The organism is Sagittula sp. P11 (assembly GCF_002814095.1).
Lineage (GTDB): Bacteria > Pseudomonadota > Alphaproteobacteria > Rhodobacterales > Rhodobacteraceae > Sagittula.
Map to the genome: position 1 here is coordinate 3754056 of NZ_CP021913.1, position 15192 is coordinate 3769247.

The window sequence follows — 15192 nt, forward strand, 5'->3', positions numbered from 1 at the left end:
CTCAGGGGGCGTCGGCCAGGGAGCCCGAGGCCTCCAGCATCCGTGCCATGTCTTCCAGGCAGGCTGCGCGCAGGTCCGTGGCCAGCACCCGCCGGGCTTCGGGTTCAGATGGCCAGAGCAGCAACACAGCGGACCGGACGTACAGCGACGCCAGTCCGATGGGTTCTTCCGCCGCATAGCTTGTCAACGCGTCCATATGCCGGCGTGCCAGATCCCGGTCGGCGTCGTTGATCGCCCGCTCGATGACGCTGGAATGGAACCAGATGACGGCGTGCGATAGCGCGCCCCGTTCGAGGCACGCCAGCCCGTCGGCGATAGCGCGGTCTCTCTCCGCCGTGCTTTCCGCGCAGATGGCGGCCAACCCGAGGATCGTGCCGCCGATATAGGCGTCGTCCACCGCGTCCGGCAAAAGCGGGGCAAGCCGCCTGCGGGCCGCGTCTGCATTCCCCCGGCGCCATTCGAGGAACGCGTAGAGCGTCTCGACGTCCTTTGAAAAACGGTTCTCGCCCCGGGTGGATGCCAGTTTCTCGATCGCCTGCAGGTCTTCCTCCAGCCCGGCCAGGTCGCCGTTGGCGAGGCGCATTTCGGCCCGCACCTCGCGCGCGATCATCTCCGTCCGGACGGCACCGCACTGGACGGCGCTGTCGACGGCGATATCCGAGAGCAGGCTCGCCTGCGGGCCGGGCTCCGCAAAGAACAGCGCGAAGGCCCGCATGAAGAGGTACTCTTCGCGGACAAGACCGAGGCCCGCCTGTTCCGCGGTTTCAATCGCCTTTGTGAAGTGGCGATAGGCCGTGGCAAAGCGCCCCGCGGCATAGGCGGCGTCCCCGATCCCGCCATGCCCGCGCGCGATCCCACGCGGAGCGCCGGTCGCCTCGGCCGCGGCGAGGGCGGCGCGGTGGTGGCGCATGCAGGCGGCATGGTCTCCGCGCACGAAGGCGCGGTTGCCGCGTTGTTCGTGGATCTCGGCGCGTCCCGATCCGGTCAGGCCGATGTCATCGGCGATCTCCTCCGCCGCATCGAGGGCCCGGTCCGCCTCGTCCCCGCGACCCAGCCGGTGCAGCACCAGCGCCTGGCGGCACAGCATCGCGACGCGGGTTTCGGACCGGATGGCGCGTGCATGAGCGGCCCGGTAATCCTCCAGCGCGCCGGCCATGTCGCCGCGCACCCTGCGAATGCCTGCACGGCAGGAATAAAGCTCGGCGCTGGCCTCCGCGTCGCTGTCGCGGGCGAAGCCGGCTTCGAGGTACGGATAGGCTGCCGAGAAGCGCCGCGCCGCAATCATCGCGTTGGCCGCAGCGACGGCTGCATGTCCTGCATCCGCATCGTCGGCGGCCTTCAGGGCGTGCTCGGCCCAGCTTATGGGATCGTGCCCGCGGAAATGCGCGGCAGCACGGGCATGCCAGGTCTGGCGGGTCTCCTCGGGGATGCTTTCGTAGACCGCACGGTGGATCAGGTCGTGACCGAAGGCGAGCCCCGTTTCCGTTTCGTGCAGGAGATCGCCGTTCGCCCGGAGCGATGCGGTTTCGGGAAAGATGGCGGACATGTCCTCCGGATCGAAGCTAGCGCCCAGAATGGCCGCCGTCCTGAGCGCGGCGCGTTCCTGTTCCGGCAGCCGCTCGATCTGTTCCTGCACGAGTTCGGTCACGGTTGCGGGCAGGGCGCCTGCGGTCCAGCCCGCCTCGATCAACCGTATCAGAAAGAGCGGATGGCCCGCGGCCCGGTCGATTGCCTCCTCGGCTGACGCGAATCCCGGCGCGACGGCCTGGACAAGTTCCCGCGCCGCCGCCTCCGGCAAGGGGGCGAGCGAGATCCGCGAAAGGCCGGACCTGGCCCGCGTGGCGATGCGATGATCGAGGCTGCCGGGATGCGGGCGTTCCGTCAGCAGCAGCAGGATGGGGCTGTCACGCAGGCGGGCCTGCAACGCGAGGATGAAATCGCCCGCACCATCGGGGCGCCAGTGGCAGTCTTCGATCAGGATCAGCAGACCTGTCACGTCTGCCGCGCGTTTCAGTGCAGCGGACAGCACGTCCAGTATCCGCTCCTGCTGCGCTTGCGGGTCGAGAGCGCTCAAGCGTAGGCGCGCTTCGGCTTCGTCTTCGGGATCGGTCAGCCATCTCCAGATCGCGCGCTCGATCGGCTGTGCCTCGGGATCGGGGACCGGAGGCGCCGACAACCCTGCCATCATCCGCTGCGCCAGATGACGCGAGCCCGGAGAGAAGGCATCGAACCCGCAGACGGCGATCACCATGCCGGCCTGTTCCGACAGGCGGATGACCTCGCTGGCGAGGCGGCTCTTGCCGATGCCCGCTTCACCGGACAGATGCACGGTCAGGCTGCTCGACGACTGGCGCACCCCGGCGACCGCGGCTTCGAGCTGCGCCAGTTCCATGGCCCGACCTACGAGCGGCAGAACCGGTCTCGCGCGCATCGCATCGGGCCGCAGGGGCACCATGCTCTGATCCGGTTCGATTGCGAGACCGACCCGCGCGGCAAGGTCTCGCGTCGCGAGGATGGACCCGGGATCGGCCCGGGCGGCCATCCGGCGGGCCTGTGCAATCGACCGCGCGGCGCCGTCATCCTGCCCATCGAATGGCACCAGCCCGAAGGACAGGGTCCCGCCCGCCGCTTCGGACAGCTCGAGCGCGCGGGCGCAGACCTCCCGAAGGCGCATGTCGCGATAGACCAAGGCGATTTCGCCGGGACCGGAGTCCTGTTCGAAGGCACCGTGACCAGACGCGCGGTCGCGCAGCATGGTGTAGTCGGGCGCGCCCTCCGCCTCCATGCCGAGAAGCAGGTAACCGGCGGGGTCGGGGGCGGCGGGTGCAGGCACCTCGACCGCGCCTGGCGTGGCACTCTGGCCGCCGCCACGCCGGATCCGGTCGTATAGCGCGCGCGTTTCAGGCTCGGGCGCGCTGTTCATGTCCCGGCGCAGCGCGGCTTCGAGGCTTTCGAACCGCGCGCGCGCTGCGCCACGCATTCCGTGGGCCGCGTCGATCTGCATCAGGCGGCGATGGGCGACCTCGTTCAGTGGATCGAGACTAAGCAGACGATGCGCAAGCGCCGAGGCATCCGCGCCGTCGTCCGCCCGGTCCAGCGCCCGGGCCAGCGCATCTGACGCCAATCCGGCCAGCCGCGCGCGTTCAGCCGCGATGGCCTGCCCGAGGTCGGGCGTCGAGGCGTCCAGTCCTTCGAGGAATGGCCCCCGGTACAGTCGCGCGGCCTCCACCGGATCGTTGCGAGCCAGGGCCGCCTGGAAGGCATCGAGGTCAGTGCCGACCGCGTCGCCCAGCCGAAGGTCGTCTCCGTCCGCCTCGACCCATCCTTCGCCGGCCGAGCGGCGGATCTGGGCGAGGGCCTGCCGCAGGCTGACCCGGGCCTGATCGCTGTCGCTCGCCTCCCACAAAAGCGCGGCGAGGCGCACCCGGGGCATGGTCCGGCGACGTGCCGCCGCCAGCAGGCCAAGCAACATGCGGGCCTTGCGCGCGGGAATCGCGACAGGTGCGCCATCGCGCGACAGGGCGCATCCTCCGAGACAATCGAGCCAGAGCTTCATCCTTTCACGCTCCTTTCACGCCCCGCCACCGAGTCGTTTCACGCCGAAAGCAGAGAACACCCACAAGACTTGCAACCAGGTGATACGAACAATGCCTTTCCTCAAGAACTTGTCTTCCTCCGACACGCGGCGAAGGCGGAGCATCCCGTCACCCATGCCGGGAACGCTTTCACGTCAGATCCGCGCGGCTTTCAGACTGCCTCGGATCGACCCCCACGACGCAGTCTCCGGGCTCCCTTTCAACAAACCTTACCCATGGTGATCGCAATGACCTCATACCGCAATAATTTGCCGCAAGCCGGCGGCACTCTCCTTCTGACCGATTCCGGTCTCGAAACCACGCTGATCTTCCACGAAGGGCTCGATCTGCCAGCTTTTGCAGCCTATCCGCTCATGGAAAGCGCAGCAGGGCGCGAGGTGCTGACGCGGTACTACCGCAGGCACCTGACCATCGCGGCCGATCACGCGACGGGTTTCCTGCTCGAGGCGCCGACCTGGCGCGCCAGCCGTGACTGGGGCGCGCAGCTTGGCCATTCCCCCGAGGATCTCGCCCGGATCAATCGCGCCTCCATCGGTTTCCTGTCCGATCTGCGGGCCAATGCGGGCAGTGTCCGGCCGGTCGTGATCTCCGGCAACATCGGGCCGCGCGGCGACGGTTATGTGGCCGACACCGCCATGAATGCCGCCGAGGCCGAGGCCTACCATGCCGAGCAGATCGGCTGGTTTGCCGAAACCGACGCCGACATGGTGACCGCCGTGACCCTGTCCACCGTGGCCGAGGGCGTGGGCGTGATCCGCGCTGCCGTGAAGGCCGGGATGCCCGTGGTCGTCGCCTACACGGTCGAAACCGACGGCAGGCTGCCGGACGGCACGCCGCTTGGGGAGGCATTCGAGCAGACCGATGCGCAGACCGGCGGGGCCGCCGCCTACTTCATGGTGAACTGCGCCCATCCGGACCATTTCCGGGGTGCCCTCGAAGCAGGCTCGGGCTGGCTGAACCGCATCGGCGGCATCCGTGCCAATGCCTCGCGCCTCAGCCACGCCGAACTGGACGAAGCGGAGGAGCTGGACGACGGCAACCCGGCCGAGTTCGGCCGTGACTATGCCCGTCTGCGCCGCCTGCTGCCGAAACTGGCCGTGATGGGCGGGTGCTGCGGCACCGACCACCGTCATGTCGAGGCCGTCGCCGATTGCTGCGTCGCCCCGCACGCGGCCTGAACCAGCGCCGTCCGGCACCGCCGGGCGGCCCCATCCCAACTGCAATGAACACGCATATTAACGGAGTTTTCCCATGCAAGCACTTTTCTGGACCCTCGGTCTGCCTCAGCCCCGGTCTTCCGTCCTGCCCCCGGTGTTTCCCGGGGCCACAGCGGAACCGGACCTGCCGTTCCGCTACCGCGGTGCCGCCTATCGCCGCTCGGACCTGCCGGTCGGGCGTCCGGTCCGGCCCGCGCGCCTGATCTACCGCGGCGTCGTCCACCGCCCGGTGCGGCGCATGCATGTCGCGGCGCCGGTCCCCGGATCGCGCATCTATCGCGGCGTCGCCCACTGACGCCCGAATTCCTCCGTATCACTTTATCAAGAAAGGAAAATCCAATGTTCCTGCGACTGACCTCTGCCGCATTGCTGATGGCATCCACCGCCCTGACGCACGGCGCCTTCGCCCACGAAAACGACCGAAAGACCGAGCTATACAAGCCCGGTGTCGAACACGCCACCGGCGAGATGCCCGTTGCCGATGCCGCATCCATCAGCGCCTTCGCAGGGTTCGGCGACTTCGGCTTCGACCCCGAAACCGACATGCCCGAAGCGCGCGCCCATTTCGAACAGGGCATGGGCCTTCTGTGGGGCTTCAACCATGCCGCCGCCGTGCTGGCCTTCCGCGCGGCCCAGCAGGCTGACCCGGACTGTTCGGCCTGCTATTGGGCCGAAGCCTACGCCCTGGGCCCGAACCTGAATGACGGGATGCATCCCGAAAACGCCCCGCGCGCGGTTGAAGCTGCGCAAATGGCGCGCGCCACCGCCGCGAACGACCGCGACCGGATGCTGGCCGAGGCCGTGACCCTGCGCTACGCCGTCGAAGGCGGCACGCAGGCTGACCGCGACAGCGCCTTTGCCGATGCGATGGCCGATGTCGCCGCCCGTTTCCCGGACGATGCCAATGTGCAGGTGATCCGCGCCGACGCGCTGATGAACCTGCACCCCTGGGACTACTGGGAAGCCGACGGCATCGCACCCAAGGGCAACGGGGCCGAGATCCTGGCCGCGCTGGAACGCGCGATCGAGATCGACCCCGCCCATCCCGCGGCGCTGCATCTCTATATCCACGCGGTCGAAGCATCGGCAGACCCGGGGCAGGGCGAGATCGCGGCGGACCTCCTGCGGGGGAGCGTGCCGATGGCCGGGCACCTCGTCCACATGCCCGCGCATATCTACAACCGTATTGGCCGCTACGCGGATTCGATCGAGGTGAACAAGGCCGCCATCGCCGCCGACGAAGCCTACCTTGCCGCGGCCAATGACAGGGCCAGTGCGCTCTACCGCTACGGTTACTACCCGCACAACATCCACTTCCTGCTGGTGGGCGCACAGATGGCCGGCCTGAAGGACGAGGCGCTGGCAGCCGCGGCGAAACTGGCCGGTGTAACTTCCGCCGAGGTTAGCGGAGATCTGGCCTGGGTGCAGGCCATCGACACGGCCCCTTTTACGGCGCACGCACAGTTCAGCGACCCGAACAGGATCCTGGCCCTGCCGGATCCGGGGGATACCTTTCCCTTCGTGAAGGGGCACTGGCACTACGCCCGCGGTACGGCCTTCGCGCTCAAGGGCGATCTGGACGCCGCCATCGCCGAACAGCAGGCAATCGAACGCATCATCGCCGATGCCGATCTGTCCGGGCTGGAAGCGCAATACCTGCCCGCGCGCGATGTCCTCGGGATCGCGAAGCACATCGTCGAGGCGCGGATCGCACAGGCGAAAGGCGATCATCGCTCGGCCGCGCATCACCTCGAAGAGGCCATCGCGCTGGAAGGCACCATCGCCTACATGGAGCCGCCCTACTGGTACTACCCGGTGCGGCAGACCCTGGGCGCCGTCCTTCTGGAGGCCGGGGATCTTCATGGGGCGAGGACGGCATTCGAGGGCGCACTGGAGACGCATCCCAACAATGCGTGGGCGCTCTGGGGCCTGTGGCAGGTCGAAAAGGCCGAACAGGCGGATGCCTCCGTCATCGAGCGGGCCGAGCGCGCCTTCCGCAACGCCTGGCTTGGTGGCGAGGACCCCGAACTGAACAGGCTCTGACACTGTGTGGCGAGGGCGTCCGCTGCTGCGCGGTCGCCCTTCGCCTGTCCGAAGTCATGGTCGGCGAACAGGAGGCGCATGAAATGATCCATTCCCGCCCCGCAGGAGACTGTGGCGAGCGCGTGCGCCGCAACCGCGTTCGCCGGCCCTGGTTGCCCCGTGCCGTGATCGGGCTCGGGACGTTTGTCAGTGTCCTGTCCATGATCGCATCCGACCATCGTTCGCCTGCCTCGGGTGCGGAGTGCAATATGCAGGGTACCGCCCGGTGCAATTTCGACGACAGCACACCGCGTGTGAAGCCTGCCGCGTCGCGCAATACCGGTCATCCGCCTTTGGGTTCGGTCGTGGTGACACTCACGCGCGCCAGCAACGCCGCTATCGACGTTCGGTAACTAGTTCCGCCGGCCTTGTTCGTGCCTATGATCGCCAGCGCGCTGGGCCTTGGCGTGCAGGTGTCGGCCTCGGCGCTGCTGTTCACTGCGGTCAAGATCATTGGCGCGGCTTGTCTCGTCTGGTTCGGCCGGTTTGCCGCCGCCCTCCCGGCGACCCGGCTGCACTGGCGCAAGCGCGCCTTCGGCGGAATGATCCTTTTCGGTATCCCGGTTCTGTTCAAACACCGAGCGTCGTCCGCTACTGCCTGACTTCTGGAGTGGAAGCGGTACGAGCTTTGAGCCAGTTGAACGTGCGGCCATCGGGCGACCGGGTGGAGAGGCCGCGCAGGGGGCGCTGCCCCCGTCCGCGCCTTGCGCGGACTCCCCCGGAGTATTTGGAAAGCAAAGAAGCCGGGGGTGTCAGGTGACGGCCTTGCGTGCCTTGAACTCCGGCCGGTCCCACGTGCCGGTGGCGAGGATCCTCGCCAGCGTGTCGGCGGCGTGGTCGATGTCGGCCTCGTCGATGTAGAGCGGGGTGATGCCGAAGCGCAGGATGTCGGGGGCGCGGAAGTCGCCGATCACGCCTTCGGCGATCAGCGCCTGCATCACCGCGTAGCCTTCGGGATGGCGGAAGGAGACCTGCGAGCCGCGGTCTTCGGGTGCGCGCGGCGTGGCGAGGGCGAGGTCTGTCTGCGCCTCGACCTTTGCGATGAAGCGGTCGCCCAGCTCCAGCGCGCGGGTGCGCAGGGCGGCGAGGTCCACGGTGTCCCAGATCTCGAGCGCGCTGTCGAGCGCGGCCATCTGCAGGACCGGCGGTGTGCCCACGCGCATCCGTTCGATGCCCTCTCCGGCCCGGTAGCCGAGGTCGAAGGCGAAAGGCGCCGCGTGTCCCATCCAGCCGGCCAGCGCCGGTTCCGCCCGGTCGGCGTGGCGCGGCGCCACGTAGATGAAGGCGGGCGCACCGGGGCCCGCGTTGAGGTACTTGTAGGTGCAGCCCACGGCGAAGTCCGCGTGGCAGTCCGACATATGCACCGGGAAGGCGCCCGCCGAATGCGCGAGGTCCCAGATCGTCAGCGCGCCCCTGGCGTGGGCCAGTTCGGTCAGCCGGGCCATGTCGTGTCGGCGGCCCGTGCGGTAGTCGACCTCAGTGATCAGGGTGACGGCGACCTCTTCGGTGATGTGCGCCGCAACGTCTTCGGGGGCGACGGTCCGCAGCTCGTAGCCCTCGGGCAGCAGCTTCAGGAGGCCCTCTGCCATGTAGAGGTCGGTCGGAAAGTTGCCGGTGTCCGAGAGGATCACCCGCCGCTCCGGATTCAGCTTCAGCGCGGCGGCCAGTGCCTGAAAGACCTTGATCGACAGGGTGTCGCCGATCACCGTGTGGCCCGGTTCCGCGCCGATCAGCCGTCCGATGCGGTCGCCGAGACGGCGCGGCATCTCCATCCAGCCGCAGGCGTTCCAGGCGGAGATCAGGTGTCCGCCCCATTCCTCGCGCACGGCGCGGGCCACGCGCGCCTCGGTGGCGCGGGGCAGGGGGCCGAGCGAGTTGCCGTCGAGGTAGGTCACGCCCGGGGGCAGGTCGAAGAGGGTCTTGGTCGCGGTGAAATCGGTCATCGTATCGTCCTGTTGTGCATGGGGTCTGGCCCCGGTCAGCAACGGACGGGGCGGGTCAGGGGGCGGGCGCCCGTGTGGGCGGATCGGGGCGGCGGTGGGTGTATTTCACACCTCACCCCCGGCGATCTGGATGGCCTGGCCGTTCACGCTGCCCGAATGCGGGCCGCAGAGGAACAGGGCGGCCTCCGCCACCTCTTCGGGTGTGACGAGCCGTCCGTGCGGGTTGACGCCGACCATGACGTCGCGCGCCTTTTCCGCGTCCATCCCGGTGCGCTCCATGATCGAGGTGACATTGCGGGTGACGATGTCGGTGTCGACATAGGCGGGGCAGAGGGCATTGAAGGTGTAGGGCTTCGTCGCGTAGTCCGCCGCCAGTGCCCGGATCAGCCCCAGAAGCGCGTGTTTCGAGGCGCTGTAGGTGGGCGCGCCCTTCAGCCCTTTCAGCCCCGCGATGGAGGAGACGGCGATGACCCGGCCCCAGTCGGTTGTGGTCATCGACTTCAGGGATTCGCGGATCGTCAGGAAGGCGCCGTCGACGTTGATCGCCATCATCTGCCGCCAGAACGCCATGTCGGTCTTCGGGAGCGCGCGCCCTTCGGCGATCCCGGCATTCGGCACGCAGATCTGGATCGGGCCGCGCGCCTCGACGGCCGTCGCAATGCCACGGGTGACGGAGTCCTCGTCGGCGACGTCCATCGGCAGGGCAAAGATCCGGTCGGTGGCGGCCTCTTCGAGCGGGCCGGGCCGGCGGCCGGTGATGGTCACCCGTGCGCCTTCTGCGGCCAGTGCGCGGGCGATGGCGAGGCCAATTCCCGTACCGCCGCCGGTGACGAGCGCATGTTTGCCCTGCAGCATGTGTCCTCCCCTTGGTCCTGCGCGCCGGATGTGCGCCGGGTGCGTCGCACATTAACGGCGTGGCGGGCGGGGACAAGGCGCTGGGTGGCTTGGCAATGTCATTCACGTATGCGAATGTGTTCCGGGTTTCGAGGGAGGACAATTGCCATGAGAACGTTGCTTGTTGCGGGGCTGGTGCTGGCGGGGATGCCGGCGCTGGCCAACGAGGAGATTGCAGACAAGTATCCGCAATCCGAACTGTACGACGCGCCGGTCGAATTCATTCCCGGCGTCTGGACCGCGATCGGGGCCACCGCGCCGCCGACCTACGAGAACGCGGGCCACAACAACAACCTCAGTTTCGTGGTAACTGACGAGGGAGTGGTGGTCGTGAACGGCGGCGCCTCGGTCCGGCTGGCGGCGGCGCTGCACGAGGAGATCCGCAAGGTCACGGATCTGCCGGTGAAGCTGGTGATCAACGAGAACGGGCAGGGGCACGCCATGCTCGGCAACGCCTACTGGGCCGACCAGGGCATCGACATCCTCGCCCATGCGGAGGCCATCGCGGAGGTCGAGGAGAACGGCGATTTCATCCTGCAGGGCATGCAGGGGTACAACCGCGACAAGGCGGAAGGCACGCGGGTGGTGGTGCCCAACCTGTCGTTCGAGGACGCGTACAGGTTCGAGATGGGCGGGGTGGGGTTCGAGGTCCTGCACCTCGGCCCGGCGCATGGGCCGGGCGACGCGCAGGTCTGGATCCCGGAGTGGGACATCGTCATTGCCGGGGACATCGCCTTTCACGAGCGCATGCCGCCGATCTTCGCCGACACCTGCACGTCGTGCTGGATCGAGACCTTCGAAGGCCCGTTCACCGATCTCGGCGCAGCGTACGTGATCCCGGGCCACGGCCACCCCACGAACATGGGCACGGTGACGGAGGGCACGGTCGGCTATCTGCGCGACCTGCGCGAGAAGGTCGGCGCGCATATCGACGAGGGAGGCGACCTGGCCGGTGCCTACTACGTCGACCAGGCGCGTTGGGCGCATCTCGACACCTTCGAGGAACTGGCGACGAAGAACGCCGGGCGGGTGTTCGAGGAGATGGAGTGGGAGTGACACCTTCCGCACCGCTTAGATGGCAGAGATGCCTTGGCTCTCGGGTGCCGTCGGTGCGCGTGTTGCCGTCCTGAAGGGGGCCGCGCTGTTCGCGGCGGACGTGGCATTCGGTCACTGGCGTTTCCGGGCGCGCCGGTGCAGGACGGAGTACGTGTTGCATGGCGGGGGAGGGAGCGCTGCCCCCGCCTTTCCTGCGGAGAGGCAATGCGGGGTACTGGGATCAGGATGAAGGCGAGGGTTGCGTGTTGAAGTGGTTGGACATGCCGCCGGTCTGGCTGGCGGGATTCGCGGCGCTGGCGTGGTGGCAGAAGACATGGTTCCCGCGCGGGTCCTTCGGGCCCGTCTGGGCCGACCTTCTGGGCGGGTTGCTGGTGGGCGGCGGGCTGATCCTTCTCGGGCTGGCGATCTTCGAGATGCGGCGCCATCGCACGACGGTGATCCCGCACCGCAATGCCGACCGGCTGGTGACCTCCGGCATCTTCAAGCGGTCGCGGAACCCGATCTACCTGGGCGACACGATGATCCTTGCCGGGTTGATCCTCTACTGGGACGCGGTGCTGGCGCTGCCGCTGGTGCCGGTCTTCGTCTGGGTGATCGAGCGGCGGTTCATCGTGCCGGAGGAGGCGCGGCTGAGGCAGAGGTTCACCACCGCCTTCGCACGATACGAGCGGGAGACCCGCCGCTGGGTTTGAGTTGAGTACGCCTCTGCGGGAGGCGGTTCGGCTATGGACACACGGTGAGCAAGGTTTGGCGGCCTATGGGATCGGCGGGCGGCTCTTCGGTCTGGCCTCGTCACTGAGGCCGCTGCCCAGCCTTCCTTCACGCGAGCGAGGTCAGGGCGCCCTCGGGCCTATTGTCCGGATCGGTGGTGCTTTTGAAGCCCCCGGTCGGGTGCGTGTCACGCAGAGCCGGCCCTTGGCTCGCGGCGTGCCCATCCGTGTTTGAAGCCCCCGGTCGGGTCTCGGTATTCGCCTGCGGACCGCGTTTGAATCGTCCGAAGCTTCCGGACGTCGCAAGCAATTTCAACGCCCGGGCGAGCCCGGCATCGGTTCCACGCCGCGCCCTAGTCAGGCTTCGGTATACATCGGTGCGCAAGTTTGTTGCTTAGGTCAGACAGGTTGCGCAATAAACGAATAGACATCTTTAACTTTCTCCCGTGCTGTGGTCTAGAAGCGCGAGATACGGTTTGGAAACATTAGGTCAGACGTGTAGACCCATCGTCAAACCGTAATGCCGGGGCCGCGACGTGCGGCATCCGGTCCGGGATTTCCTGAAGAGGGGGACAAGAGACGTGAAAATCGGGACACCAACAGAAGTCGAAGTCGGCGAGAACCGGGTGGCGATGACGCCCGACTCCGCGCGCCAGCTGCAGAAGCTGGGCTATGACTGCCTGATCGAGAGCGGCGCGGGCCAGAAGGCGGGCTTTGCCGACGCGCTGTACGAAGAGGCCGGCGTCACCGTGGTGGAGACCGCCGATGCGCTGTGGTCGCAGTCCGACATCATTGCCAAGGTGCGCATTCCCACGGCGGACGAACTCGACCGGCTGACGCCGGAGAAGACACTGATCACCTTCTTCAACCCGGGGGGCAACGCCGAGGGTCTCGAAAAGGCGAAGGAGAAGGGCGCCAACGTCATCGCGATGGAAATGGTGCCGCGCATCTCCCGCGCGCAGAAGATGGACGCGCTGTCGTCGATGGCCAACATCGCGGGCTACCGCGCGGTGATCGAGGCGGGCAACAACTTCGGCCGCTTCTTCACCGGCCAGGTGACGGCGGCGGGCAAGGTGCCCCCGGCCAAGGTGCTGGTCGTCGGCGCCGGTGTGGCCGGTCTGGCCGCCATCGGCACGTCCACATCGCTCGGTGCGATCACCTACGCCTTCGACGTGCGCCCCGAAGTGGCCGAGCAGGTCGAATCGATGGGGGCCGAATTCGTCTACCTCGACTTCGAGGAAGAGCAGGCGGACGGCAGCGCCTCCGGCGGCTATGCCTCGGTCTCCAGCCCCGAGTTCCGCGAGGCGCAGCTTGCCAAGTTCCGCGAACTGGCGCCCGAGATGGACATCGTCATCACCACGGCGCTGATCCCCAACCGCGAGGCGCCGAAGCTGTGGCTGGCCGACATGGTCGCCGCGATGAAGCCGGGCTCGGTGATCATCGACCTCGCCGCCGAGAAGGGCGGCAACGTCGAAGGCACCGTCAAGGACGAGAAGGTCGTGACCGAGAACGGCGTGACCATCGTCGGCTACACCGACTTCCCGTCGCGCATGGCGACGCAGTCCTCGACGCTTTATGCCACCAACATCCGTCACATGATGACCGACCTGACGCCCGAGAAGGACGGCAAGGTCAACCACAACATGGACGACGACGTGATCCGCGGCGCAACCGTCGCCTACCAGGGCGAGATCACCTTCCCGCCGCCGCCGCCGAAGGTCCAGGCCATCGCCGCGCAGAAAAAGGAAAAGCCGAAGGAGCTGACCCCCGAGGAGAAGCGCGCCAAGGAAGTGGCCGCCTTCAAGGCGCAGACGAAAAGCCAGGTGACCCTGCTCGCCATAGGCGGTGCGTTGATGCTGCTCGTGGGCCTCGTGGCGCCGGCCAGCTTCCTGCAGCACTTCATCGTCTTCGTGCTGTCGGTCTTCATCGGCTTCCAGGTGATCTGGAACGTGTCGCACTCGCTGCACACGCCGCTGATGGCGGTCACCAACGCGATCTCTTCGATCATCATTCTCGGCGCGCTGATGCAGATCGGTGCGGGCAACTGGCTTGTTGTCATCCTCGCGGCCATCTCGGTCTTCTTCGCCGGTATCAACATCTTCGGCGGCTTCCTCGTGACACGGCGCATGCTCGCCATGTTCCAGAAGTCGTAAGGGGGGACATTGCACATGGACTTCGGATTCACGACAGCGGCCTACGTGGTCGCAGCCGTTCTTTTCATCCTCTCGCTGGGCGGCCTTTCGGGGCAGGAAAGCGCGAAGCGGGCGGTGTGGTACGGCATCGTCGGCATGGCGCTGGCGGTCTTCGCCACGCTGATCGGACCGGGCTCGGGCCTCTGGATCCTGTCGATCATCCTGATCGCGGGCGGCGGCGTCATCGGCTACCTGCTGGCCAGCCGGGTCGAGATGACCCAGATGCCGGAACTGGTGGCAGGGATGCACGCGCTGGTCGGCCTCGCGGCCGTCTTCGTGGGCTACAACGCCGAACTCGTCATGAACACCGTCGGCGCGTTGCAGTCGGCGGGTGACGAAGCCGGGCTGGCGGCGCTGAAGGGCTTTGCCTCCACCGTGGCGCACAAGACCCAGGCCGAGATCAACATCCTCAAGATCGAGGTGTTCCTGGGCGTGTTCATCGGTGCGGTGACCTTCACCGGCTCCGTCATCGCCTACGGCAAACTGGCGGGCAAGGTGACCTCCGCGGCGCAGAAGCTGCCGGGCGGCCACATGCTGAACGCGGGCGCGGCGATCCTCTCGCTGATCCTGCTCGTCATCTACATGTCGACGGGCGGAGGCTGGACGCTGCTGGTGATGTCGCTCCTGGCGTTCTTCATCGGCTACCACCTGATCATGGGCATCGGCGGCGCCGACATGCCGGTCGTGGTCTCGATGCTCAACTCGTATTCGGGCTGGGCGGCAGCGGCCATCGGCTTCTCCCTGGGCAACGACCTGCTGATCGTGGTCGGCGCGCTTGTGGGCTCCTCCGGTGCGATCCTGTCGTACATCATGTGCAAGGCGATGAACCGGTCCTTCGTGTCGGTGATCCTCGGCGGCTTCGGCGGCGCCTCCGGCCCGGCGATGGCAGTCGAGGGCGAGCAGATCGCGATCGATGCGGACGGCGTGGCCAACGCGCTCGAAGAAGCGGACAGCGTCATCATCGTCCCGGGCTACGGCATGGCCGTTGCGCAGGCGCAGCAGAACGTGGCCGAGCTGACCCGCAAGCTGCGCGCCAAGGGCAAGGATGTGCGCTTTGCCATCCACCCGGTGGCGGGCCGTCTCCCGGGTCACATGAACGTGCTGCTGGCCGAGGCCAAGGTGCCCTACGACATCGTGCTGGAGATGGACGAGATCAACGAGGACTTCCCCTCGACCGACGTGGTCATCGTCATCGGCTCGAACGACATCGTGAACCCGGCGGCGCAGGACGATCCGAACTCGCCCATCGCCGGGATGCCGGTGCTGGAAGTCTGGAAAGCCAAGCAGGTCTTCGTGTCGAAGCGCGGCCAGGGCACCGGCTACTCCGGCATCGAGAACCCGCTGTTCTACAAGGACAACACGCGGATGTACTACGGCGACGCCAAACATTCCGTGGGCGAACTGCTGAACCGCATCAGCTGATCCCTCAGGGGACAAGGTGAACGGAAGGGCGGCCCGATGGGGCCGCCCTTTTTCGTTGGCGTGCCGGTTGCCCGGTTTCG

12 protein-coding genes are annotated in these 15192 nt (G+C 67.4%); 9 read left to right on the forward strand and 3 right to left on the reverse strand.

Features of this window, described 5'->3' with window-relative positions; genetic code table 11:
* Window position 1: 1 nt before the first annotated feature.
* Window positions 2–3556 (reverse strand): AAA family ATPase, encoded by a 3555-nt coding sequence (locus CDO87_RS18205; RefSeq protein WP_100930095.1) that lies wholly within the window; start codon window positions 3554–3556, stop codon window positions 2–4.
* A gap of 267 nt (window positions 3557–3823) precedes the next feature.
* On the opposite strand from CDO87_RS18205, the gene CDO87_RS18210 reads away from it, so the two are divergent.
* The 5 genes from CDO87_RS18210 (at window position 3824) to CDO87_RS18225 (ending at window position 7497) form a co-directional block, all read left to right on the forward strand.
* A complete protein-coding gene (locus CDO87_RS18210; RefSeq protein WP_254698200.1) occupies window positions 3824–4774 on the forward strand; it encodes a homocysteine S-methyltransferase family protein in 951 nt (316 codons plus the stop codon).
* A gap of 73 nt (window positions 4775–4847) precedes the next feature.
* Complete coding sequence (locus tag CDO87_RS18215; protein ID WP_100930097.1) at window positions 4848–5108, forward strand: hypothetical protein; 261 nt, start codon at window positions 4848–4850, stop codon at window positions 5106–5108.
* A gap of 44 nt (window positions 5109–5152) precedes the next feature.
* Window positions 5153–6856 carry a hypothetical protein gene (locus CDO87_RS18220; protein WP_100930098.1) on the forward strand — a complete coding sequence of 568 codons (1704 nt, stop codon included), beginning with the start codon at window positions 5153–5155 and terminating at the stop codon, window positions 6854–6856.
* Window positions 6857–6939: 83 nt separating this feature from the next.
* Window positions 6940–7248 carry a hypothetical protein gene (locus CDO87_RS26840; RefSeq protein ID WP_157815036.1) on the forward strand — a complete coding sequence of 103 codons (309 nt, stop codon included), beginning with the start codon at window positions 6940–6942 and terminating at the stop codon, window positions 7246–7248.
* 27 nt (window positions 7249–7275) lie between these two features.
* Window positions 7276–7497: a hypothetical protein gene (locus tag CDO87_RS18225; RefSeq protein ID WP_198521747.1), complete on the forward strand. Its 222-nt coding sequence runs from the start codon at window positions 7276–7278 to the stop codon at window positions 7495–7497.
* Window positions 7498–7647: 150 nt separating this feature from the next.
* Here CDO87_RS18225 and kynU read toward each other — a convergent pair whose 3' ends face one another.
* Entirely contained in the window at window positions 7648–8838 is a 1191-nt protein-coding gene (kynU, locus tag CDO87_RS18230) for a kynureninase (RefSeq protein WP_100930099.1), read from the reverse strand.
* A gap of 105 nt (window positions 8839–8943) precedes the next feature.
* Window positions 8944–9693 carry an SDR family NAD(P)-dependent oxidoreductase gene (locus CDO87_RS18235; protein WP_100930100.1) on the reverse strand — a complete coding sequence of 250 codons (750 nt, stop codon included), beginning with the start codon at window positions 9691–9693 and terminating at the stop codon, window positions 8944–8946.
* A 147-nt stretch (window positions 9694–9840) separates the two neighbouring features.
* Between CDO87_RS18235 and CDO87_RS18240 the strand changes: the two genes are divergently transcribed.
* The 4 genes from CDO87_RS18240 to CDO87_RS18255 all read left to right on the forward strand — a co-directional run bounded on the left by CDO87_RS18240 (window position 9841) and on the right by CDO87_RS18255 (window position 15112).
* Window positions 9841–10788 carry an MBL fold metallo-hydrolase gene (locus CDO87_RS18240; protein ID WP_198521748.1) on the forward strand — a complete coding sequence of 316 codons (948 nt, stop codon included), beginning with the start codon at window positions 9841–9843 and terminating at the stop codon, window positions 10786–10788.
* A gap of 260 nt (window positions 10789–11048) precedes the next feature.
* Window positions 11049–11480: an isoprenylcysteine carboxylmethyltransferase family protein gene (locus CDO87_RS18245; RefSeq protein ID WP_100930101.1), complete on the forward strand. Its 432-nt coding sequence runs from the start codon at window positions 11049–11051 to the stop codon at window positions 11478–11480.
* 599 nt (window positions 11481–12079) lie between these two features.
* A complete protein-coding gene (locus CDO87_RS18250) occupies window positions 12080–13651 on the forward strand; it encodes a Re/Si-specific NAD(P)(+) transhydrogenase subunit alpha (protein ID WP_100930102.1) in 1572 nt (523 codons plus the stop codon).
* Window positions 13652–13666: 15 nt separating this feature from the next.
* Window positions 13667–15112: an NAD(P)(+) transhydrogenase (Re/Si-specific) subunit beta gene (locus tag CDO87_RS18255; protein WP_100930103.1), complete on the forward strand. Its 1446-nt coding sequence runs from the start codon at window positions 13667–13669 to the stop codon at window positions 15110–15112.
* Window positions 15113–15192: the final 80 nt, after the last annotated feature.

Excerpts from the sequence above, each read along its gene's own strand:
- CDO87_RS18205 (WP_100930095.1), bottom strand. The coding sequence starts at position 3,556 with ATGAAGCTCTGGCTCGATTGTCTCGGAGGATGCGCCCTGTCGCGCGAT.
- CDO87_RS18210 (WP_254698200.1), top strand. The coding sequence starts at position 3,824 with ATGACCTCATACCGCAATAATTTGCCGCAAGCCGGCGGCACTCTCCTT.
- CDO87_RS18215 (WP_100930097.1), top strand. The coding sequence starts at position 4,848 with ATGCAAGCACTTTTCTGGACCCTCGGTCTGCCTCAGCCCCGGTCTTCC.
- CDO87_RS18220 (WP_100930098.1), top strand. The coding sequence starts at position 5,153 with ATGTTCCTGCGACTGACCTCTGCCGCATTGCTGATGGCATCCACCGCC.
- CDO87_RS26840 (WP_157815036.1), top strand. The coding sequence starts at position 6,940 with ATGATCCATTCCCGCCCCGCAGGAGACTGTGGCGAGCGCGTGCGCCGC.
- CDO87_RS18225 (WP_198521747.1), top strand. The coding sequence starts at position 7,276 with ATGATCGCCAGCGCGCTGGGCCTTGGCGTGCAGGTGTCGGCCTCGGCG.
- kynU (WP_100930099.1), bottom strand. The coding sequence starts at position 8,838 with ATGACCGATTTCACCGCGACCAAGACCCTCTTCGACCTGCCCCCGGGC.
- CDO87_RS18235 (WP_100930100.1), bottom strand. The coding sequence starts at position 9,693 with ATGCTGCAGGGCAAACATGCGCTCGTCACCGGCGGCGGTACGGGAATT.
- CDO87_RS18240 (WP_198521748.1), top strand. The coding sequence starts at position 9,841 with ATGAGAACGTTGCTTGTTGCGGGGCTGGTGCTGGCGGGGATGCCGGCG.
- CDO87_RS18245 (WP_100930101.1), top strand. The coding sequence starts at position 11,049 with ATGCCGCCGGTCTGGCTGGCGGGATTCGCGGCGCTGGCGTGGTGGCAG.
- CDO87_RS18255 (WP_100930103.1), top strand. The coding sequence starts at position 13,667 with ATGGACTTCGGATTCACGACAGCGGCCTACGTGGTCGCAGCCGTTCTT.